We start from the raw sequence: 21956 nt of genomic DNA, 5'->3' as shown, positions 1-21956 counted from the left end.
CCGCTTTCCCACAGTTAATGTCCGGACACAGTATGAATCTGGAGGTCAACCGATGGTGCCCGAATCGTCGTCCGACGGGGTGTCGGGGGCCGGGGTCTTCGGTCCGTCCTTCGTGGGGTCGTCCTTCGTCGGGTCGTCCTTGGGTGGGTCGTCGTCCGTGGGCGGGTCCTCCTGGCAGGCCGCGGTCTTGCCGCCCGAGCTGTCGCCGCCGTTGTCCGCCGTGGGCCGGGTGGCGGCCGTCACGAGCCAGGACGTGCCGCACGGCACCTTGTCGAAGGTGTAGCTCACGGTCCTGGTGTAGGAGGTGTCGCCGGACAGGGTCAGGGTCTCGGTGTGCGCGATCCGGCCGCCCAGGGAGAAGGCGACGCTGAGCCGTACCGGCTGGTCGTTGTCCGTGGTGACGGCGACGACCGCGGTGGCCGGGCCGCGCGGGCTGAGCGAGGCCCGCACGATCGACACCTTCCGCACGCTCGGCGGGCAGGTCACCCTGGTCCGGGCGGTGGCCGTCCGGTCGCCCGCGCGGACCACGACGGAGACGGTGGTGTCGCACGGGCGGGACCTGAAGGTGTAGGTGAACGTCCGCGAGTAGGCCGTCCGGCCGGACAGGGTGGCCGAGCGGGTGGCGACCTGGTCGCCGTTCAGCGCGAACGCGGCCTCGGCGGGCACTTCGGCGGTGCCGCTGGTGGTCATCCTGACCCGGGCCTGAGCCGTACGGCCCGGCGAGGCGGCCAGATCGAGCGAGACCCGCAGGCCCGTCACCCGCGTGGGACACGGCGGTACGTTCACCGTGGCCGTCCGCGCCCCGCCGGGAGCGGCAGGGAAGGTGGTGACGGTCAGCGTGACGGTCTTGCCGCACGGGCGCTCGTCCGCGGTGTAGCTGAGCGCGCGGTCATAGGACCGGTCGCCGCTCAGCCGCAGGGTCTGGCTGCGGACGCCGACGCCGCCCACGGACCAGGCGGCGGTCGCCGTGACCGGTCCCGTGCCGGTGGTGCGGATGGACGCTGTGGTGCGGATGGACAGCGAGGAGCCGGCCACGTTGTCGTCGTTGAACGTCAGCCCGCCGAGCGTGAGGCCCGCGACCGAGGTCACCGGGACCGGCGTCGGCGTCACCGTCGGCGTGGTCACGGTGACGATGGGCGTCGGCGTGATGGTCTTGGGCGGCTTAGGCGTCTTGGTCGGCGTGGGCTTGCCGGGTTTGGTGACTGTGGGCGTGGGTTTAACAGGCTTGGTGACAGTGACCTTGGGACTAGGCGTGGGCGCGGGCTTGGTGGTCGGTGGCGTGGTGGCCACCACGGGCTCGGCGGTGTGCGGCTTGGGGCTGGGGGAGGCTACGGCCAGTGCCGTCGGCTGGTCGCGGGGCAGGCCGACCGGGGACTCCTCGGGCGGCTGGCTCAACGTGACCGGCGTGGCCGGCGGTGAGCCCTCCTCGGCCGGTCCCTGCGACTGCGAGGGCCTCGCCAGGGCCACTTCCACGGCCTGGTCGCGGCTCGACAGCACGACGATCACGGCGATGGTCGCGACCGCGGCCACCCCCACGCCCATGGCCAGCCGCGCCGCGTTGTGCTTGGCCGTACGCAGCGTCGTACGGAAGACGGTCTGCGCCAGCGAGGTCGTGACCTCGGCGGGAGGCGTCTGGGGCACGGGCAGGAGGAGGGCGAGCAGGGCCACCAGCCCGGCCAGCCGCCGCCTGCCGCGCTCCTCCCAGTCCTCGCCGTACGCGGCCCGCGCCGCCGCCTCCAGCTCGATGACGAACGCGGCGGCGCTGACGGGCCGCGCGGCCGGGTCCTTGGCCATTCCGCGGGTGATCAGCTCGCGCACCGGCTCGGGCGCGTCGTGGACCGGGATCGGCGCGTGCATGTGCTGGTAGCCGAGCACGCTCGGCTCGGTCGACCGGTACGGCCGGTGCCCGGTCAGGCACTCGAAGAACACCGCCGTCGCCGCGTACACGTCGGTGGCGGGCGAGGCGGGCATGTTCTCCCACAGCTCGGGCGCCATGTAAGGGGGCGTGCCCTCGGCCCGTGAGGCGGTCCCCTGCCGCACCGCGATGCCGAAGTCGACCAGCTTGCTGGCCCCGTCGTCGCGGACGATCACGTTCTCGGGCTTGTAGTCCTTGTGCACCAGTCCGTGCGAGTGGGCTCGGGCCAGGCCGAGCAGCGAGCCCTTGAGCACGGCCAGGGCCGCCTCCGGCCCCGTCGTCCCGTGCTCGCGCAGCAGCGCCCGCAGGGACACGCCGTTGACCAGCTCCATCACGATGGCCGCGCCGTAGCCGTCCTGGATGTACTCCCACAGCGTGGCGATGTTCTGGTCCCGCAGCGTGGTCAGCAGCCGCGCCTCCGACTGGAACCTGGACAGGGCCACCGGGTCGCTGAGTAACCGCTGCGAGAGGTACTTGATCGCGACCTTGACGCCGGTCTCATCGTGCACCGCGAGCACGACTCGGCCGCTGCCGCCCGCCCCGAGCTGCTTGATCTCCGTATAACCAGGAGCGTTCCACTCCATCGCCATCCCCCATCAGGAGTTGGGCCCACCTGATGAGACGTGTGATCAAGGAGAGAAGTTTGCCAGGTGGTTCCTGAATTATGGAACTACCTCCGGCCGCGGATGTGAACAGGTACATCGATACCTTCTGGGAGTGCCGTGTCCGGCAGGGGCTCTCCCCAGGACGTCACGAGCGGCAGAACCCCGGCCCAGATGGGCAGCTCGTAGTCCTCCTCCTCGTCCAGAGGACCGCCGCGCCGCATCTTCACCGACGCCTCTTCGAGCGACAGGGCCAGTACGGCCGTCGCGGCCAGCTCCTTGGGCGAGGGCTCCCTGACGTAGTCCCACTGGCCCGGCGCGAGCTGCTCGGACACGGCGCGGAGCCCGGCCAGCCGCTCTTCCGGGTCCGTCAGCAGTCGGGCGCGGCCGTAGATGATCGCGGAGCGGTAGTTGACGGAGTGGTGGAAGATCGACCGGGCCAGGACGATGCCGTCGAGGTGGGTGACGGTGACGCACACGTCCGTGCCCTCGCTCGCGCGCAGCGACCGCGCGCCGGTGGAGCCGTGCAGGTAGAGGGTCTCGCCCAGGCGCCCGTATCCGGTGGGCACCACCATGGGGTGGCCGTCGACCACCACACCCAGGTGGCAGATCAGCCCGGCGTCGAGCACCTCGTACAGGTCGTTCCTGTCGCTGCTGCCCCGGTCCTTCGAGCGGCCGAGCGTGGTGCGGGGTGTGGTGGAGAGCATGGGGCCACGGTAATGAGAAAGTGGACATAGCCTGTAGGGCCACTAATGACCGCTTCCCGGAGACCACTTTCGTGCGCACCCTCGTCGACCTGCCCGTATCCCTGTCCAGGGAGTCGGGTGTCCCGCTCTCGGCACAGCTCACCGGCTGGCTGCGCCAGGCCATGCTCGCCGGGACGCTCGCGCCGGGGGAGCGCCTGCCGTCCTCGCGCGGGCTCGCGGAGCAGCTCGGTGTGAGCAGGACCGTGGTCACGGAGGCGTACCAGCAGCTGTACGCGGAGGGGTGGCTGGAGGGGCGGCACGGCTCCGGCACGTTCGTGGCCGCGCTGGAGGCGTCACACCTGGCCGTCGAGCCGCCGGCCGCGCCGCAGCCGCCGCCGCGTCCACCGGCCGAGCGGATGATCGACCTGACCCCTGGCACTCCCTGGGTGCGCGACTACGACCACGCGGCCTGGAAGCGGGCCTGGCGCCGGGCCGCCGACCTGCCCCCTGGCGCACACCCGGACCCGTACGGCCTGCCGTACCTGCGCGAACTGCTCGCCGACCACCTGCGGCGGGCCAGGGCCGTGACGGTCGGCCCCGAGAACGTCCTGGTCACCAGAGGCACCGGCAACGGCCTCGACCTGTGCGCGCTCGCGCTGCTGCGTGAGGGCGGCCGGGCGGGCGTCGAGGATCCCGGCTATCACGTGGCGCGTACGGTGTTCGGGGCCAGGGGCGCGAAGGTCGTGCCGTGCCCCGTCGACGAGGAGGGCGTGATCGTCGAGGCGCTCCCCGACGACCTCCGCGTCCTCTACACCACGCCAGCCCACCAGTACCCGCTCGGCGGGCGCCTGCCGATCCCGCGCAGGGAACGGCTGCTCGCCTGGGCCAGGAGCACCGGCGCGATCATCGTGGAGGACGACTACGACGCCGAGTTCCGCTACGACGTCGCGCCGCTGCCCGCCCTCTACGGCCTCGACCCCTCGCGCGTCGTCCTGCTCGGCACGCTCTCGAAGACGCTCGCCCCCGACATCGGCGTCGGCTGGCTGGTGGGCTCGCCCGAGCTGCTCGACCGGATCGCCGCCATCCGCGTCTCGATGTCCGACCGCACCAGCGGCCCGGTCCAGCAGGCCGTCGCGACCCTCCTGGAGCGCGGCGACCTCGACCGCCACCTGCGCAGGATGCGCCTGGAGTACGCCCGCAGGCGCGGCGCGATCGTCGAGATCCTGGGCCCGGTGTGCCGCCTGCGCGGCGACACGGCCGGCCTGCACCTGGTGGCGGAGCTGCCGATAGAAACGGTCCCCGGGCTGGTCGCTTCCGCGCGGCGGCAAGGCGTGCTGCTCGACTCCACCGCCCGCCACCACTACGGCACCGAGCGCCTGCACGGCCTGGTGATCGGGTACGGTTCGGCCACGCTGGCCGAGGTCAGGCGCGGCTGCCGGACGGTCGCCGAGCTGATCCGCTCGGCCACCGGCGCGTAGCTCAGCCATCCGCGCGGAGCTCAGCTACCGGCGCGCCCGGCCGTCTCAGGCGGGCTCGAGCTCGCGCAGGATCGGCAGGGAGCGGGCGGCGTAGAGCGGGTCGACGGGCAGGGCGTGGCGGGCCCACCAGCGGGCCGGGGCCGGATCGGGGGAGGGGTCGGTGAAGGCGGGCGCGTAGTCGTCGTACGGCGGGTCGTAGAGGTAGCCCGTCACCACCCCACGCCGCTCCAGCGCGGCGATCGCCGCGTCCCGGTCGCGCACCAGCAGCGGCACCCGGAACAACGGCTGGCCGACCTGATCCTTTACGCCCGCCGCCACCGACGGCAGCTCCGCCAGCGAGCGCACCCCCGCCAACCGGCGGGCCCGCTCCCCGGGCACCTTGGCCAGCCGCCTCGACTGGTACCAGCGGGCGAGCGCCCCTCTCCGGGCGCGGTAGTCGTGCAGGTCGGCACGGACCCACGGATCGAACGGCGGCAGCGACGGCACCTGCTTCATGGCCGCCGCGAGCTCGTCGGCCCGTAGCGGGATGCGGTAGCCCTCGCGCGACTCCTCCATGCCCAGCAGGCGCGAGAGCCGGAGCGCGGGCCGGACCAGGTCGAGCCGGAGGGCGGCCTGGCGGGCCATCGAGGTGGTCACGGCCAGCAGTTCGGCGCGGAAGGCGCCCGGCTCCAGCAGCGCGTCGCGGGCCCGTTCGAGCGCGCGCAGGTCCGCCTGGCTCTCCACCGCGAGAACCCCACCCGAGCCCGCGCCCGGGTGCTTGGACAGGCTGAAGACTCCGGCCTGGCCGAACGTGCCGAGGGGGCGGCCGGCGACGCTGGTCTCCATGGCGTGGGCGACATCCTCGATCAGGATTTTTCCCGTGAAGGCGGACACGGTGTCCGGCAGGCCGTACAGGTTGGTGGTCAGGACGGCGTCCACCTGGCCGAGGTTGACACGGGTGGCGTCGATGTTGCCGTCACGGCGCGACAGCGGCGCGATCACCGGGCGCAGGCCCGCCGCCAGCACCAGGAAGAGGATCTCGTCGGCGGAGATCGGCGACATGAGCAGCCGCTGGCCCGGCGTGCACCAGTGACGCAGCGCGAGGTAGAGCCCGAGGCGGTTCGAGGGGAGCAGCAGGCAGTGACGCCCGGTGCGCTCGGCGATCCCCCTCACGACTGCAGGGCCGTGCGCAGTCGCCCGAACGTCTTCAGCGCCCGGTCGGCCGTCCTGTGCAGCAGCGGGTTGGCCAGCACGGTGGCCCGGGTCTTGCGCGCGGGCACCCGCAGCAGCCAGTGGACGGCCGAGGCCGCGCCGACCGTGGCGACCCGCCCCTCGGCCACCTGGAACTCGCCGTTCTTGAGCTTCTCCTTGTACTCCTTCTCGCCCCGGCCCATGTCGATCACCTGGATGCCGGAACCGGCGGCCTGCTCGGCCATCGCCAGGTGATGGATGAGGCCGGGGGAGTATTTGGCGTAGTGGGTGTCGTAGGCCGGGAACCAGCCCGCGAGCGTGGTGCGCGTGCGGAGACCGAAATGCCCGGCCATCGGCAGGTCGTTCACGTAGATCATGTCGAGCACCCCGGCGAAGCCCTCGGTCTGCGTGGCCAGCAGCCGCTCGACCAGCTCGACGATCCACTGCTGCGCGAACCGGTCGGTGCGCCCCGTGCGCCGGTATTGGTCGGTCTTCCAGCCGAGCAGCGTGTGCAGCGGCGCCGGGTCGGTGGTCGCGTAGTCGTGCCGGATCGGCCCGACGTCGCGCTGGAGCTTGCGCGACTTGGCCAGGGTCGTCTTGTACGTCTTGCCGGAGTGCAGGCGCAGGAACTCGGTGTAGGGACCGTGCCCCTCACGCAGGTCGATGATCGGCGACGGGTGACGCTCGTGCCGCCCGGAGATCAGCGGCTGTCCCGCGACCAGGTGGTCGAACTCGTAGACCGACAGCCCGCACTGTTTGATCAACCGGCGTGGGTCGATCTCCAGGTCCTTGGCGTGGACCAGGCCCTGCGCGTCGGTGAGCCCGGCGGCCACCGGCTTGCCGATGCCCATCGGATGGCGCTCGAAGGGGAAGAACCCCACGATGTCGGGCCCGTCGTAGAGCACCGCGACGCGCACCATGTCGCGCAGCTCGCCGACCGTGATCGTGAACTCGGGAGACAGGAACGGATTGTCGAAGGCCGCGTGCCCCTCCTGGAGAGCCCGCCATCGGCTCAGCTCAGGTGCTCCCAGCTCGCTAGGGTGAGCAAGTGTGACGCGCATGGGCTCCTACGTTCGGCATACCTTCAGTTAGTTTGGAGGTAGCTGTGTATACCCAGGGTAAATGGTCTCGCATGATGGTCGTCTCCGCAGCTCCGGAACGTTACACAACTCTCAGCTAGCGTTCAGGACAGAGTGACGTTCTAATGTGTGTGCATGACCGTACCTGGGATTGACCGGCCCCGGCTGTTCGGCTGGATGGGCGCGAACGTGCCCGAGGCGGGCGAACCCCTGTCCGTCTCCCTGATCTCCGGCGGCAGGTCGAACCTCACGTACCTCATCGAGACCCGCGAACGCCGGGTGGTGCTGCGTCGCCCGCCCCTCGGTCACGTGCTGCCCACCGCGCACGACATGCGGCGCGAGTGGCGGGTCATCTCCGCGCTCGCGGGAACGCCGGTCCCGGTGCCGGAGCCGGTCGCGTTCTGCGCCGACGAGGAGGTCATCGGAGCGCCGTTCTACCTGATGGGGTACGTGGACGGCCTGGCCGCCAGGACCCGCGAGCAGCTCGGCGAGCCCGCGCCCGCCGAGACGCGGCGGCTGGCGGAGCGACTGGCCGAGGTGCTGGCCGCCATCCACGCCGTCGACTACCAGGAGGTCGGGCTCGGCGACTTCGGCCGCCCGGACGGCTACCTGGCCAGACAGCTCGGCCGGTGGTGCCAGCAGTGGGACCGCTCGAAGACGGCCGACCTGCCGGAGTACGACCGTCTGGTCACGCGGCTGCGCGCGGGCATGCCGGCCCACTCGGCCAGCACGCTCGTGCACGGTGACTACCGCCTCGACAACACGCTCGTACGGCTGGCGCCCGGTCCGCCCGAGATCCTGGCCGTGGTCGACTGGGAGATGTCCACCCTCGGCGACCCGCTGGCCGACCTGGGGCTCACGCTCACCTACTGGCAGGACTCCGGTGACGAGGAGCGGGCGGGGATCCCGGTGGCCGGAGATGTGACGCTCACCCCCGGGTTCCTCAACGCCGCCGAGTTCGCCGCCCACTACACGAAGGTCTCCGGCCGTGACATCTCCGACCTTCCGTTCTACGTGGCGTTCGGGAACTTCAAGCTCGCGGTCATAGTCGAAGGTATCCACGCCCGTTTCCGGCAGGGTAAGACCGTGGGTGAGGGCTTCGAGAACATCGGCTCCGCCGTACCCGCGCTCATCGCCCGCGCGCATCGCATGCTGGACCAGCCCGTGAACCCCTGAGCGTGAACGCCGGACCCGTGAACCGCCCGAGCATGAGCCCCTGAGGAGCGCACATGAGCACTGTGGCACTGATCACCGGAGCGGCGAGCGGCATCGGCGCCGCGGTGGCACGGCGGCTGTCGGCGGGCGGGGCCAAGTGCGTCCTCCTCGACCTCGACGCCGAAGGGGCCGAGCGCCTGGCGAAGGAGGTCGGCGGCGTCTGGCTGGCCGGTGACGTCGGCACCGAGGAGGCTTCGCGGCAGGCCGTCGCGCTCGCCGAGGAGACCTACGGCCGGCTCGACCTGGTGCACCTCAACGCGGGGATCTCGGGCGGGGTGGACCTCGCGGCGTTCGACGTCGAGCGGTATCGCCAGGTCGTCGGAGTGAACATCGACGGGGTGGTCTTCGGCGTCGCCGCCTGCCTGCCGTCGCTCAAGCGCTCGGGCGGTGGCGCGATCGTGGTCACCTCGTCGCTGGCCGGGCTCGTCGGCTTCGCCGGTGACCCTGTGTACACGATGACCAAGCACGCCGTGGTGGGGCTCGTCAGGGCGCTGGCCGCGCCGCTGGCCAAGGAGCGGATCCGGATCGGCGCGGTCTGCCCGGGGTTCACGGACACGCCGCTGGTGGCGGGAGCGCGCGAGATGTTCGTCAACGCGGGGTTCCCGTTGCTGAGCGCCGCCGACGTCGCCGCGGCCGTCGAAAGCGCCTTCTACGCCGACGAACCCGGCACGCTCCTCATCGTGCAACCGGGGAGACAGCCAGTGCCGTACCGTTATGCGGGAGTCCCCGGACCGGCTGGAGGGCAGCGCCCGCCAGCCCCTTGATCGACCGCAAGTCCCTTGCAAGTACTGATATATACCGTGGGAAGGGCTGGGAGAGGCGTCCCGGCCCTTGTCTACGCGCGAGGGTGGAGGCACCATGATTCCCACCGATGGCAAACACGCACGCAGACGGCCGCCATGGCCGATCGCGCTGGGCGTCGGCATCCTCGCGGTCGCGCTCGTCGCGGCGATCATGGTGTACGCGGGCACGCGAGGCGGCCCCCGCGACGAGTACAAGGGCGGCGAGATCGCCCAGACCCAGCCGAGTGAGCCGCCGCCCACACTGGAGCAGCCGCCGGCCCTGGACGACTGGCCGCGCTGGGGCGTCACCCACACCCAGTACAGCGCCGACAACGTGCCCCGCGAGATCACCGAGCGGGCCAAGAACATCCTCGGCCGCGTCCCCATGCTGCAGAACCAGCACATCATGGGCTGGGGCGTGGGCAACCCGGAGCCGAGCCCGGACCAGTACAACTTACGGGACCTCGACCGGCGGCTGAAGCTCATGGCCTCCTCGCGGGCCGTCCCGGTCATCACGCTGTGCTGCGCGCCCGACTGGATGAAGGGCGGTCAGCCCGGCCGTACGGACTGGTCCAAGAACCACACCGTCGCCCCCAAGCGTGAGCATTTCGACGATTACGCCAAGCTCGCCGCGCGGATCGCCAGGCAGTATCCGACGGTGAAGTACTTCATGGTGTGGAACGAGTTCAAGGGCTTCTGGAACGCCTCCACGAACCGCTGGGACGCCGAGGGCTATACCGAGCTGTACAACAAGGTCTACGCGGCGCTGAAGAAGGTGAACGGCGACATCCAGGTCGGCGGCCCGTACATCCCGGTCGAGACCAACTCCGGCAGCGGCCCCTCCGAGCTCAGCGGCCCCTGGGGCACGGTCGACCAGCGCGCGCTCGACGCGATCGAATACTGGATCGAGCACAAGAAGGGCGCCGACTTCATCGTGGTCGACGGCGCCTCGATGACCAACGACAAGGCCAACGTCCCGGACGACTTCGCGGCCCAGGCCAAGTTCAGTGCGGTCACCGCCTGGCTCAGGCAGAAGAGCAACGACATGCCGGTGTGGTGGGCCGAGTGGTACGTCGAGCCCACCAACTCCGGCTGGAGCGAGGACAAGCGCACCGCCGTACAGGCCACGACGCTGATGGAGTTCGCCAAGAGCGGTGTGACGACGGCGCTCTACTGGAACCCGGAGCAGAAGGACGGGACGGAGTGCCCCGGCTGCCTCTGGTCGTCCGGCACGGGCCAGGAGCTGCCGATGGCGGGGCTGCTGAGCGGGTTCGCGAAGTGGTTCCCCGCCGGGGTGAAACTGGATCCGGTCACCACCTCCGACCAGCGCATCAAGACGCTGGGGCAGGAGCGGCAGATGGTCATGGTCAACACGGCCGACACGAGCGTCACCGCCACCGTGGACGGCAAGCGGGTGACCTTGAAACCGTACGAGATCCAGTGGGCGGGACGCGGCGCCTGAGGCCGGTCAAGGGCTCTGTTCGTCTGCTCGGACGGACGGGCGGGGCCCTTCTCTCACCATTCTTCGGAACAATCATTGCCGTCCCCCGGAATTCCATTGCCCAGGGCGACTTGCGGCGGACGGAAAAACGTCAAACCGCTTTTCCACTTCTGTGGTGATCGAGGCGTCGGCTTGGGTTTGGCCAGGTCCCAGCGGGGTTCTGGTATGGGGCGGGATGTGCGCGCTTTAGCGGTGATTTACATATCACACACGCGCAGATCTTTTCCATGAGCACCGGTCAAATCCGATCAAAGAACGCCCCCAAGCCCTGATTTTTCACCATTTGGGTGCTAGCGTCCTATTTTGAAAGCCGAAATAGTGCTACTGGCACAGGGGGGAATCATGACTCTCGGTAAGCTCTTCCCGGCTCACCGTAGCGACTGGTGGGGATGGGGCCGTCGCGGTTGTGGTCGACGTCGCTGGTGGGGTGGATGCGGCGGCGGCTGCGGTGGCGGCTGGCGCAGGCGGTGGTGGTGGTAGAAGAGGTGCCACCTGAGAGCCGTCGGGTTACCCAACGGCTCTCACTCTCCGCTCAGCCCCTGGCGCCGACGGTGTCCATCCGGAACACCTTCCGGGAGTTCTGGCCGGACACTCGTGGCGTCAGGGCGCTGTTCGCGGCCGGGGTCGTTTTCGCGATCTTGGCCGCTCTGTGTGAGGTCGCCGCGATCGCCCTGTTCGGCTACATCACCGACAAGGTCCTCAGCGAACGGGACCTGGGCGCCTTCTGGGCCCCCGCGGCCGCCTGGCTCGGCCTGGCGGTTCTGGCCGGTCTCGTCTCCTTCGCCGGCGCGTACATCACCGCCGCGGGCGCGGAACGCTTCCTCCTCAAGCTCCGCGACCGGGTCTTCGGTCACGTCCAGACCCTCACACCCGACTTCTTCGAGAACCGCCGCACGGGCGACCTGATGGCCCGGCTCACCGACGACATCGAGGCCATCGAGGAGCTCGTCGGCTCCGGCCTGGTCAAGATGTTCACCACCGTGGCCAGCGTGATCTTCTTCGCCGGCGCGGCGTTCATCATCAGATGGGACCTGGCGCTGGTCACGTTCGCGCTGATCCCGGCGTTCCTGGTGGTCTCCAAAGTCTTCGCGTCCCGGTTCAGGAACGCGGCGGCCCGCGAGCGGACCAGCAACGGCTCCATGAACAGCGTCATCGAGGAGAGCCTGTCCAACCAGTCGCTCGTCCAGGCCTACAACCAGCAGGAGACCGAGGCCAGGCACCTGCACCGCGAAGGTCGCACCTGGTTGCGCGCGAACCTGTCCCAGGCGTGGCTCTCCGGCCTCTACGGCCCCGCCGTACAGGTGCTGGAGACCATCTGCCTGATCGTCATCCTGGGCTTCGGCGCCTGGGAGATCACCCAAGACCGCCTCACGCTCGGTGGCCTGCTCGCCTTCGCGGCCTACCTCGCCTATCTCTATCCCGCCGTCCAGGGTCTGGGCCAGCTGGCCCTCACCGTCTCGGAGGCCGCCGCCGGTTCGGACCGCGTCATGGAGGTCCTCTCCGTACGCCCGTCCGTCGTCGACCGTCCTACCGCCGTGCCGGTGGTCGGGCGCAGCAAGGGGCGGATCGAGTTCTCGCGGGTCGGCTTCACCTATCCCAAGCGGATCAGGGCGACACTGCGCGAGCTGTCGTTCGTGATCGAACCGGGGGAACTCGTCGTCTGCACCGGAGCCAGCGGTGCGGGCAAGTCCACGCTCGCCAAACTGCTCCTGCGTTTCTACGACCCGAACACCGGCCGCATCCTCCTGGACGGGGTGGACCTGCGCGACCTGACCCGATCGTCACTGCGCGACACCATCACGCTCCTGCACCAGGAGAACCTCCTGTTCTCCGGCACGGTGCGTGACAACATCGCCTACGGCTCTCCGGGCGCCGACGACGCCGCCGTGATTCTGGCGGCCGAGCTGGCCGACGTACACGATTTCATCCAGACATTGCCCCAGAAGTACGACACGCCCATCGGTCAGCGGGGCCGCCTCATGTCAGGCGGCCAGCGCCAGCGCCTCGCCATCGCCCGCGCGATCCTGCGTGACACGCCGGTGCTGGTGCTGGACGAGCCGATGACCGGGCTGGACGTGGTCACGGCCGAGCGGGTGATGGTGCCGTTGCGCCGGTTGATGGAGGGGCGGACGACGCTGCTCATCACCCACGACCTGCGGCATGTGCCGGAAGGGGTGCGGCGGATCGACCTGGAACCGGTACGACGTTCGGATCGGATCCGGCTCCGGCCGAAACGAAGTGACCTCGGGGTGCATGGCGCGTACTGACCTGACAATTCACCGGCCTGGGCGGGGAACCGCCCAGGCCCTGTCATGTGAACGCCACCCCCACCCCGGCCAACTGTGCCATGATCAACAACGCTGCGGATGTCGAAGCGCGACCGCCGCTCAGTAGCCGGGAGCCTACTGATCCGGCATACTCCACACCCAGCAAGATCTGTTGTCAGATCCGGCGCCCTTGCTCAAGGAGCTCGACTATTGGGCAGGGCAGGCGACAATGGCCGCAATTGGTGACCAAGTGCCCACGTAAAGCGAAGATTCCCCTACAATCCGATCAAGACTTCCAGGCCGTATGTTTCTGACCTCCGACGAGGACTTGATGTCAGCAACTCACATACCTGTTCACCGTCGGGCCCTGCTCGTACCGCTTGGCGTCGCCGTCGTGGCCGGCGTCGCGTGCGTATGGGCCGTGGCCGAGGCGCCGGTCGAGGGGCGGACGCTCGTGGCCTGGTGCCTGGGCATAGCCGCCCTGCTGCTGTGCGCCGCCATCACCTATGGCTTGTACGGCCGGCAGCAGGCGAGCCTGCTGCGTGACCGGCTCGCCATGAGGGAGGCGGACCTCGCCCAACTGGCCGACCACACACTGCCCGCGCTGGTGAAGAGGTTGCGTGACGGGGCATCGGTCGACACCGCGCTCGCCGAGGTGCCCAGGCCCGCCGACCTGGCTCAGCAGCGCATCCTGTGGACGCTGGCGCAGGAGGTCGGCAGAGGAGACCGGATGCGCGCGGCCGCGATGTCGGCCTGCGCCAACGCCGCCGGCCGGGTGCAGGCACTGGCGACCAGCATGCTGGCCGATCTGCGGGAGATGGAGGACCGGCATGACGAGAAGGTCCTCGGGGACCTGCTGAGGCTGGACCACAGCACCGCCCAGGCGGGCCGGCTGGCCGACAGCATCGCCGTGCTGACCGGTTCGCGTTCCGGGCGGCGCTGGACCAAGCCGATCGTGATGGAGAGCATCATGCGCGGCGCGGTGGGCCGGATCAGCGCCTACCAGCGGGTTCGGGTGCACTCGGCCAGCACCGTCGCGATCGCCGGGCACGCCGCAGAGGGCGTCATGCACGCCCTCGCGGAGCTGATGGACAACGCCACCAGCTTCTCGCCTCCGTCCGAGGAGGTGCACGTGTACGTCGAAGAGGTGAGCACGGGCATCGTGATCACCATCGAGGACTGCGGTCTGGTCATGAGCCCCGTCGCGCTGGCCCGCGCGCGGCAGGCCGTCTCGTCCGAGCCCCTGGACCTGACGACGCTGTCCGGTACGCGCCTGGGCCTGGCGGTCGTGGGCTGCCTGGCTCGCAAGCACGGTCTGACCGTCTCCTTCAGGCCGTCCTCACGCGGGGGCACCGGAGTGGTGGTCATGATCCCGCAGAAACTGGTCACCCAGCCCGCGCCGGCTCCCCAGGTGGAGGCCCCGCGTAGGCCGAGCGTCCCGGCCGCCCGCCGGGCCACCTCGGCCCCCGTCCCCGCGCCGGCCGACCCCGCGAAGGCCGACCCCGTCGCGGATGGCGAGCTGCCCAGGCGACGGCGCGGTCAGACGCTCGCGGCGGCGACGTCCGCGGCTCCCGTGCCCGAGCAGGCTCCGGCGCGGCCCAGGCCGTCCCTCTCCGAGGCCGGAGCGAGATTCAGCGCTTTCCGCCAGGCCAGCCGTGGGGCCGGCGCCGGCGCCGGCGCCGCCGCGGCGGGCCAGGAAGTGGAACACCCGCAAGCAGAGGGCCCGGCAGCAGAAGGCCCGAAAGACGACACCCGGTGACCAACTTACAGATTGGAGGGAGGGCTGCTCGTCCGGCGACGCCGGATGACCGTCCCAGACTCTCGATGAGAAACTCAGACCGCGACCTCGCCTGGCTGCTGGAGAACCTCCTGGAGAGGACACCGCAGACCCGGCACGTCTTGGTGCTGTCGAAGGACGGCCTCAAGCTCTCCCACACCCACGGGTTGTCGGTGGACCGGGCCGATCAACTGGCCGCCATCGCCTCGGGCATCCAGAGCCTGGCCCACGGGGCGTCGATGGAGTTCGGCGACGGTTCCGGCGGGCTGCGGCAGTCCATGACGGAGTTCCACGGCGGGCTGCTGTTCATCGTGGAAGCGGGAGAAGGCGCCCATCTCGCCGTCATAGCGAGCGACGACGCCGACCCCGGCATCATCGGCCACAACATGAACGAACTGGTCGAGCAGCTGGGGGAGTATCTGACCGCCCCGCCGCGTGAACCTCAGCAGAGCAGCCGCTCGCTATGATCTCGCGGCGAGTGGCCAGCGAGAACCCGGATCGGCTGTACACGGTCACCGGGGGGCGCAGTCGCGCGGACGAGAGTGCCATGGACGTGGTCACGCTGATCGTGAGCGAATGCGATCCGACCCCCGGCATGCAGTCCGAGCACGTCAAGATCCTCCAGATGTGCCGCCAGCCGATGGCGGTCGTGGAGATCTCCTCGGAGCTGAGACTGCCCGTCAGCGTCGTACGGATTCTGCTGTGCGACCTGCTGGACACCGGACGCATCACCGCCCGCCATCCGCCCAAGGCTCCCGCCAAGGCGCAACTGCCCGATCCCGAAATCCTGGAGCAGGTGCTTGTTGGACTTCAGAACCTCTGACCCACCCGGCCGTACACCGCTACAGAGCACGATGACCACCGGTCTCAAGATCGTGGTCGTCGGCGGGTTCGGCGTGGGCAAGACGACCATGGTCCGCTCGGTCAGCGAGATCCGGCCGCTGAGCACCGAAGAGACGATGACCCAGGCAGGCATGGGGATCGACGACGCGAGCGGCGTACAGACCAAGACCACGACCACGGTGGCCTTCGACTTCGGCCGCATCAGCCTGAACGAGCAGATGGTGCTCTACCTGTTCGGGGCGCCCGGCCAGGACCGGTTCTGGTTCCTGTGGGACCGGCTGTTCTCCGGGACGCTGGGAGCGGTCGTCCTGGTGGACGCCCGCCGCCTGGCCGACTCGTGGTACGCCATCGACCGGCTCGAACACCACGGAATGCCGTTCATCGTCGCGCGCAACAACTTCGACGAGCCGACGCACCCCCTGGAGAAGATCCGGGAGGCGCTGGACCTGTCCGAAGAGGTTCCGCTGATCGACTGTGACGCCCGTCAACGTGACTCGAGCAAGGCCGTGCTGATCGCCCTCGTCAACCACCTCCACGCGATGTCCTCCGCCCAGGGGGTTACCCGATGACCGATACCCACTACACACCCGAGCCCATCCGGATGTACGGGCCCCAGTTCCAGGAGGATCCGGAGCAGCTGTACCGGGACATGCGCAAGCTGCACGGGCCCGTCGTCCCGGTCCTGATGGAGGGCGATATTCCCGCCTGGCTGGTGGTCGGCTACCGCGAGCTGCGCTACGTCCTGAGCAATCCGCAGCTCTTCGGCCGAGACTCCCGCCGGTGGAACGCCTGGGACCGCATCCCGCCGGACTGGCCGCTGATGGCGTTCGTCGGCTACCAGCCGTCCATTCTGTTCACCGAAGGCGCCGAGCATCAGCGGCGGGCCGGCGCCCTCAGCGACGCCCTCGCCTCCGTCGACCAGTTCGAGCTGAGATCGCAGTGCGAGAAGGTCGCCGACAGCCTGATCGACGCGTTCACCGGCCACGGCCGGGCCGACCTGATCGCGCAGTACTCTCAGCCGATGCCGCTGCTGTCCATGGTCACGATGTTCGGGTTGCCGGAGGCGGAGACGCCCCGCATCGTGGCCGACGTGACCATGGTGCTGAACGTCGGCCCGGAAAGCGCGGAGGCGTACGGGCGAGTCACGACCGCGATGCAGCGGCTGATCGCCACTAAACGCGAGCGCCCCGGCCCGGACCTGCCCTCACGCCTGCTGGCCCATCCCGCGGGGCTCAGTGATGAGGAGATCGTCCAGGACCTGGTCGTGCTGTTGAGCGGGGGCCAGGAACCGACCGCCAACTGGATCGGTAACACCCTGCGGTTGATGCTGACCGACGAACGGTTCGCCGTGACCCTGTCGGGCGGCCGCCGCAGCGCCAGCCAGGCCCTGAACGAGGTCATGTGGGAGGACTCGCCCGCCCAGAACAGCCTGGGCCGCTGGGCGGCGCACGACACGCAGCTGGGCGGGCAGCGCATCCGAGCCGGGGACGCGCTCATCATCGGTCTCGCCGCCGCGAACGCCGACCCGCAGGTGCGGCCCGACTCCTACGGCGGCTCCGCCGGCAACCACGCGCACATGTCCTTCGGCCACGGCGAGCACGGCTGCCCGCACCCGGCGCCGGAGCTCGCCGAGGTCATCGCCTATACGGCCGTCGAGGTGCTGCTGGACCGGCTCCCGGACATGGGGCTGGCGGTGCCCGCCGACCAGCTCGTCTGGCGGCCGTCCTTCCGGCTGCGCGCCCTGACCACCCTGCCGGTCGAGTTCACGCCCGGCTACCTCAGGGGACCCGGCTAGGACCGCTGAAGTCGTGTGTCCCCTGACACGTCAGGGGACACACGACCGGTCAGCTCGCCGTCAGTGGACCGGGCGGCCCGTGATGGACCGCGGGGAGTCCTGCGGGGCCAGCGTCGTCGCGGGTGGTTCCGTCGGGAACTGCGTGGCGCAGTGCGTTCCCGGCGCGGGCAGGGTGCGGTTGATCAGGTACTTCTCGATGTAGTCGCGCGCACAGGTGCTGTTGCGGAACTGGCCGTGGCCGACGCCGTCGTACTCCAGTACGACCGAGCGCGGGATCTGCCGTGCGGCGGCGTAGTTCCAGGCCGCCGGAGTGGCCACGTCATCCTTCGCCTTGATGACCAGGATCGGCGGAGTGCCGCTGATCTTGAGGCGATGCTGCGGGTTGGACGTCTTGCCCTGCCAGTTGAGGCAGCTCATGACGTCGGTCCAGAACGGGGAGAGCTCCGTGTGCGGGGCGATGGCCTTGAGACGGCGCTTGTAGGCGTCGAGTTCGGCGAAGCTTCTGATGTTCCACTTCCAGTCGGAGCACCAGATGACCGGGTAGGCGTAGTTGACGCCCTCGGCGGTCGACGTCGAAGCCTCGGCCGAGGCCCTGGCCGTCGATTTCGCCTCCGCCGATTCCGCGGCCACCGGCTTGTCCGCGACCTGCTGCTCCGCCTGGCCGACCGCCAGCGCCTTCAGCCGCTCGGCCAGCGGGAAGAAGCCCGTCGACGGCTTGTACATCGGCTCGAACACCTCGATCCGAAGCTCCTCGTCCGAGATCACGGCGCCGGTCTCCGGGTCCTTCAGGGTGCCGGCCCTGGCCTTGGCCAGCAGGCCGTCCAGGACCGCCGTGGCGTCCTGGCCGTGCAGCGCGCAGGCCGCCGTCTCGCCGCACCACTTCGCGAACGCCAGGTAGGAGCCTTCGAGGTCCTCGGTGGCGGTCTTCATGTACTGGTAGGCCGAGGTGATGCTGTGGTCCATGTTGGAGTCGATGGCCATCGCGCGCAGGTTCTTCGGGAACATCTCGGCGTACTGCTGGCCGACCTGCGTGCCGTAGGAGATCGCGAAGAAGCTGATCTGGCGCTCGCCGAGCGCCGCGCGGACCGAGTCCACGTCGCGCACCACGTTGGTGGTGCCGACGTGGTCGAACAGCGGGCCCGTGCGCTCGCGGCAGTCCTTCGACAGCTTGGCGTTGAAGGCCAGCCAGTTCTGATACTCCGCCTCGTTGGCCGGATAGGTGAGCGGGGTCTCGTTGACCACGTCCTCGCCGCACAGAATGGGCGTGCTGCGGCCGACGCCGCGGGGGTCCACGCTGACGATGTCGAAGTACTGGCGCAGCGGGCTGTCGTCGGGGATGCCGCGGCCCATGATGTACGCGTTGAGGCCGGATCCACCGGGACCGCCCGGATGCACGAACAACACGCCCTGCCGCTTGGCCGGGTCGAGCGCCTTCAACCGGCCGATGGCCAGGTCGATCTTCGCGCCATCGGGCTTCGCGTAGTCCATCGGCACCTTGATGGTCGCGCACTCGCCCTTGTACGTGGTGCCACATTCCGCCCAATCGATCGCGGTCGATGGGGCTGCCTGCGCTGTCTGGGCTGATGCCGCTCCGGCGAGCTGGGTCATCAGCGCGGCACCGGCCAGTGCCGCGGTGAACAGTCGTAACCTCACTGTCTATCCTTCCCATGCATCAAGCGGGCACATCGGCGCCGATGTGCCCGCTTTGATCATCCTGGCGGACGACAGTGCGGTTTGCGGGGCTTTACTGGGCTTGTTGATGAAATACGAGCACTAGACGTAGTAGCCCTCGACCGGGGCCCGAGCCTCCTCGTACAGTGCCGGTCCGTCGAGTCGCGCCCCGGTGTTCCCGGCGGGTGGCTTGAGGCCGCCGAGCTGTTCGGTGGACAGCGCGAACACCACCCGCCCGAGCCCCGACCGCTCGATGGCGCCCGTGCACATGCCGCAGGGCTGGCAGCTGGTGTACATGACGGTGGTCGCCGCGGCCTCGGGGCTGAGCTCACGGGCCGCCCAGCGGGCCAGCTTCAGCTCGGGGTGCGCGGTGATGTCACCATCGCTGATGGAGGTGTTGACGTCCTCGGCGAGCACGCTGCCGTCCGGCCCCACCAGGAGCGATCCGAAGGGCGGGTTGCCCGCCGCCCGCGCCTTGGCGGCCAGCCCGATGGCCCGGCGCAGGAACTGCTCGTCGTCGTGTGTCATGGTCGCTCCGTTCATAGGTGGTTCGCGTGAAGGTCCCAGGAGGCGGCTACGGCCGCGAGGGCGTGCCAGGCCACCTCGGGGTGGCACGTCTCCTGCGGGTCGCCGTCGAAGGGGTCGAGGACGACGGTGTCCGCGCCGAGGAGGCGTAGCTGTTCGAGGTCGTCCACGATCTGCTCGATCGTGCCCTCACCGGCGCGCCGCTCGGGATCGGTGATCGGGGACGTGGTGAGCCTGAGGATGATGCGGGGTGCCTGGGCGGGCATCGGGCGGCCCTGCTCGTCGGCGAGGGACTTGAGCCGGCCGAAGGCCTCGCGCAGCCAGGGCAGGGTGCTGCGCAGCGGGTGCCAGGTCTCGCCGAGGCGCACCGCGCGGCGCAGGCCGGCGTCGCTGTTGCCGCCGATCCAGATCGGCACCGGCCCGCCGCGGTAGTCCGCGCCGTCCGCCCAGGCGGCGCGCAGCGCGTCGAGGTATTCGTCGGTCAGCGCCCCGCGCCGGTGGAACGGCATGCCGAGCGCCTCGAACTCCTGCCGCGCCCACCCCACGCCCACGCCGAGGACCAGCCGCCCGCCGCTGAGGTCGTTGAGGTTGGCGGCCATCCGGGCGACGAGCAGCGGATGCCGGTACGGCATGATCAGCACCGTGGTCCCGAGCCTGATCCGCTCGGTGATGCCCGCCAGCCAGGCCAGCGTGGTGAAGGGCTCGTAGAACGGGGCCGGATACTGCTGGGCCACGTCCGGTGTCACTACCACGTGGTCCGACAGCATCAGCAGGTCGTAGCCGAGGCCCTCCACCGTCCGCGCCCAACGGCGCAGCACGTCGGGGTTGGTGCCTGGTCCGAAGTTCGGGACGTTCACGCCTATTCGCACCCGTGCAGGCTAGCTAATGGGTCATAGCGGTAGGAAGGGAGTTCTCCCTGCGCACGGGACGATTGGCCGGGGAATTGCCGGTATTTTGGGCCGATGACCGAGAGCCTTGACGCGACGGACTGGGCGATCATCGCCGAGCTCCAGAGAGACGGGCGCGTCGCGCTCACCGAGCTGGGGCGGCGGGTCAACCTCAGCTCCTCCGCGACGACCGAGCGGGTCAAGCGGCTGGAGGCGGTCGGCGTCATCACCGGCTACCGAGCCGAGGTCGACCTGGAGAAGGTCGGCTACGCCGTGCTCGCCGTGGTGCGGCTCAAGTATCCAGGCAGTCGGCACGAGCCGCTGCATCGGCTGCTCGGTGAGCGCTCCGAGATCCTCGAATGCCTGCGCACCACCGGCGACGACTGCTACCTGCTGAAGGTGGCCGCGGCCTCCATGGCCCATCTCGAACGGGTCGTCGACGAGCTCGCCCAGTTCGGCAGCACCACCACCAACCTGGTCTACAGCCGGACGCTGCCCTACCGGGGGCCTCAGGCGCGCGCCGACTTCTGATGAGCGCCCCGCTGGCCGGGCCGGCTCCAGTACGTCACGGCGCGGAGCAGCCATTCCACCGGCCCGTACCGGTGCCCACGCAGCCACCAATGGCTGAGGAAGACCTGCGCGACGAAGACGACCAGCGCGATCACCACCTCCACAGGTGGGCTGACGCGGTCCACGAGCGCCAGGCCGTACCCCGTGAAGATCAGTGAGCAGATGAGGGACTGCCCCAGATAGTTGGACAGCGCCATCCGGCCCGGCGCCGCCAGCGCCCGTCCGATGCGCGGCAGGTGCGGCAGGAGTCGCAGGAACGTCGCCGCGTAGGCGGCGGCGAGCAGGGGAGCCGTGACCAGGTCCACGGCCTCGCCGAGGAACTTGTTCACGCTGCCGTGCCAGGCCGACAGCGTGTAGACGAACGCGCCGCCCAGCCCGACGGTGAACCCGAGCCACTGCAGTCGGCGGAGCGTGGCCGTGTGCGCGGACACGTCGCGCAGCACGCCCAGCTTGCCGACCGCCAGACCGATCAGGCAGGCGGCCAGTACGGCCGGACCCTGGAAGAGCACGCGCAGCACGACGATGAGGGAGAGCTTGCGCAGGTGCTCGCCGATGATCTGGAAGCCCGAGCCGCGCAGGGCCGTGTCGGAGTGCACCGCCTCCGCCACCCCGTGCGAGACCGTCCCGGCCGTGTCCAGACCGACCATCGCGAGGACGGCCAGCAGCACGAAGCCCAGGGCCAGCATGGAGGTCAAGGCGATGGCGAGCATGACCGCGGTCTTGGGCGAGACCTTGCGGAGCAGCAGCAGGGCCAGGCCGACCGCGGCGTAGGTGGTGAGGATGTCACCCGGGAACAGCAGCACCGCGTGGGCCAGCCCGATCAGGAACAGCCCGGCCAGGCGGCGCAGGAACATCGGCACGAACGCCTTGCCCCGCCGTACGGCCGAGTCGACCTGCAGCGTGAAGCTGTAGCCGAACAGGAAGGAGAACAATAAGTAGAACTTGTTCTCCATGAACAAGGTCACGGTCCACCGCACCGCCCAGTCGAGCGGTGAGATGAACGCGGGCTCCGCCATCCCGGCCATCCGGTAGCCGGACGCCAGAAAGGCGATGTTCACGACGAGGATGCCGAGCAGCGAGAAGCCGCGCAGGGCATCGACCGAAGTGATGCGTGTAACCATGGATCGCCCAGGGGAAATGGCGGGGTGTGTCCTCATCAGCGAACATCATTCCGCAAAACCTGTGGGTTTCCT

At 69.7% G+C, this 21956-nt stretch carries 19 protein-coding genes; 11 read left to right on the top strand and 8 right to left on the bottom strand.

Annotated elements, in window-relative coordinates; translation table 11 throughout:
* Positions 1-45: 45 nt before the first annotated feature.
* Both AB0B64_RS16525 and AB0B64_RS16520 read right to left on the bottom strand, forming a co-directional pair.
* Positions 46-2499, bottom strand: a complete 2454-nt coding sequence (locus AB0B64_RS16525; RefSeq protein WP_358178200.1) for a serine/threonine-protein kinase — start codon at positions 2497-2499, stop codon at positions 46-48.
* 86 nt (positions 2500-2585) lie between these two features.
* Positions 2586-3224, bottom strand: a complete 639-nt coding sequence (locus tag AB0B64_RS16520) for a pyridoxamine 5'-phosphate oxidase family protein (protein WP_357956063.1) — start codon at positions 3222-3224, stop codon at positions 2586-2588.
* 71 nt (positions 3225-3295) lie between these two features.
* Here AB0B64_RS16520 and AB0B64_RS16515 point away from each other — a divergent pair, with 71 nt between their 5' ends.
* Positions 3296-4681, top strand: coding sequence for a PLP-dependent aminotransferase family protein (locus tag AB0B64_RS16515; RefSeq protein ID WP_358178198.1), 1386 nt, complete (start codon positions 3296-3298; stop codon positions 4679-4681).
* Positions 4682-4726: 45 nt separating this feature from the next.
* On the opposite strand, the gene AB0B64_RS16510 is transcribed toward AB0B64_RS16515, so the two are convergent.
* Both AB0B64_RS16510 and AB0B64_RS16505 read right to left on the bottom strand, forming a co-directional pair.
* Entirely contained in the window at positions 4727-5833 is a 1107-nt protein-coding gene (locus tag AB0B64_RS16510; RefSeq protein WP_358178196.1) for a DegT/DnrJ/EryC1/StrS family aminotransferase, read from the bottom strand.
* Entirely contained in the window at positions 5830-6912 is a 1083-nt protein-coding gene (locus AB0B64_RS16505; protein WP_357956056.1) for a GNAT family N-acetyltransferase, read from the bottom strand. The genes AB0B64_RS16510 and AB0B64_RS16505 overlap by 4 nt, the downstream gene beginning before the upstream one ends.
* Before the next feature lie 153 nt (positions 6913-7065).
* Between AB0B64_RS16505 and AB0B64_RS16500 the strand changes: the two genes are divergently transcribed.
* The 9 genes from AB0B64_RS16500 to AB0B64_RS16460 all read left to right on the top strand — a co-directional run bounded on the left by AB0B64_RS16500 (position 7066) and on the right by AB0B64_RS16460 (position 17110).
* Positions 7066-8106, top strand: coding sequence for a phosphotransferase family protein (locus tag AB0B64_RS16500; RefSeq protein ID WP_358178194.1), 1041 nt, complete (start codon positions 7066-7068; stop codon positions 8104-8106).
* A gap of 53 nt (positions 8107-8159) precedes the next feature.
* Positions 8160-8909: an SDR family oxidoreductase gene (locus AB0B64_RS16495; RefSeq protein WP_358178192.1), complete on the top strand. Its 750-nt coding sequence runs from the start codon at positions 8160-8162 to the stop codon at positions 8907-8909.
* A gap of 94 nt (positions 8910-9003) precedes the next feature.
* Positions 9004-10389, top strand: coding sequence for a xylan 1,4-beta-xylosidase (locus AB0B64_RS16490; RefSeq protein ID WP_358178190.1), 1386 nt, complete (start codon positions 9004-9006; stop codon positions 10387-10389).
* 428 nt (positions 10390-10817) lie between these two features.
* Positions 10818-12695 carry an ABC transporter ATP-binding protein gene (locus AB0B64_RS16485; RefSeq protein ID WP_357956332.1) on the top strand — a complete coding sequence of 626 codons (1878 nt, stop codon included), beginning with the start codon at positions 10818-10820 and terminating at the stop codon, positions 12693-12695.
* A gap of 331 nt (positions 12696-13026) precedes the next feature.
* Positions 13027-14454, top strand: a complete 1428-nt coding sequence (locus AB0B64_RS16480) for an ATP-binding protein (RefSeq protein WP_358178188.1) — start codon at positions 13027-13029, stop codon at positions 14452-14454.
* A gap of 65 nt (positions 14455-14519) precedes the next feature.
* Complete coding sequence (locus AB0B64_RS16475) at positions 14520-14939, top strand: roadblock/LC7 domain-containing protein (protein WP_358178186.1); 420 nt, start codon at positions 14520-14522, stop codon at positions 14937-14939.
* Complete coding sequence (locus tag AB0B64_RS16470) at positions 14936-15295, top strand: DUF742 domain-containing protein (protein WP_357956041.1); 360 nt, start codon at positions 14936-14938, stop codon at positions 15293-15295. The genes AB0B64_RS16475 and AB0B64_RS16470 overlap by 4 nt, the downstream gene beginning before the upstream one ends.
* Positions 15296-15326: 31 nt before the next feature.
* On the top strand, positions 15327-15884 hold the full coding sequence (locus AB0B64_RS16465) for an ATP/GTP-binding protein (protein ID WP_357956039.1): 558 nt from the start codon (positions 15327-15329) through the stop codon (positions 15882-15884).
* Positions 15881-17110: a cytochrome P450 gene (locus AB0B64_RS16460; protein WP_357956036.1), complete on the top strand. Its 1230-nt coding sequence runs from the start codon at positions 15881-15883 to the stop codon at positions 17108-17110. Before AB0B64_RS16465 ends, AB0B64_RS16460 begins: the two co-directional genes overlap by 4 nt.
* A 60-nt stretch (positions 17111-17170) precedes the next feature.
* On the opposite strand, the gene AB0B64_RS16455 is transcribed toward AB0B64_RS16460, so the two are convergent.
* The 3 genes from AB0B64_RS16455 to AB0B64_RS16445 all read right to left on the bottom strand — a co-directional run bounded on the left by AB0B64_RS16455 (position 17171) and on the right by AB0B64_RS16445 (position 20175).
* Positions 17171-18763, bottom strand: coding sequence for an alpha/beta hydrolase (locus AB0B64_RS16455; protein WP_358178184.1), 1593 nt, complete (start codon positions 18761-18763; stop codon positions 17171-17173).
* Positions 18764-18883: 120 nt separating this feature from the next.
* A complete protein-coding gene (locus AB0B64_RS16450) occupies positions 18884-19309 on the bottom strand; it encodes a nucleoside deaminase (protein ID WP_358178182.1) in 426 nt (141 codons plus the stop codon).
* 11 nt (positions 19310-19320) lie between these two features.
* Positions 19321-20175: an LLM class flavin-dependent oxidoreductase gene (locus AB0B64_RS16445; protein ID WP_357956028.1), complete on the bottom strand. Its 855-nt coding sequence runs from the start codon at positions 20173-20175 to the stop codon at positions 19321-19323.
* A 93-nt stretch (positions 20176-20268) separates the two neighbouring features.
* Here AB0B64_RS16445 and AB0B64_RS16440 point away from each other — a divergent pair, with 93 nt between their 5' ends.
* On the top strand, positions 20269-20724 hold the full coding sequence (locus AB0B64_RS16440) for an Lrp/AsnC family transcriptional regulator (RefSeq protein ID WP_357956026.1): 456 nt from the start codon (positions 20269-20271) through the stop codon (positions 20722-20724).
* On the opposite strand, the gene AB0B64_RS16435 is transcribed toward AB0B64_RS16440, so the two are convergent.
* The gene (locus AB0B64_RS16435) at positions 20703-21884 is read right to left on the bottom strand and encodes a DUF418 domain-containing protein (RefSeq protein WP_357956024.1); all 1182 of its coding nucleotides are present in this window, start codon (positions 21882-21884) and stop codon (positions 20703-20705) included. The two genes, AB0B64_RS16440 and AB0B64_RS16435, sit on opposite strands and share 22 nt — an antisense overlap.
* Between the last annotated feature and the right edge of the window lie 72 nt (positions 21885-21956).

The organism is Nonomuraea sp. NPDC049129 (genome assembly GCF_040648495.1).
Taxonomy (GTDB): domain Bacteria; phylum Actinomycetota; class Actinomycetes; order Streptosporangiales; family Streptosporangiaceae; genus Nonomuraea.
Note: the sequence above shows the minus strand (reverse complement) of the source record. Positions and strands in the feature narration are given on the sequence as shown.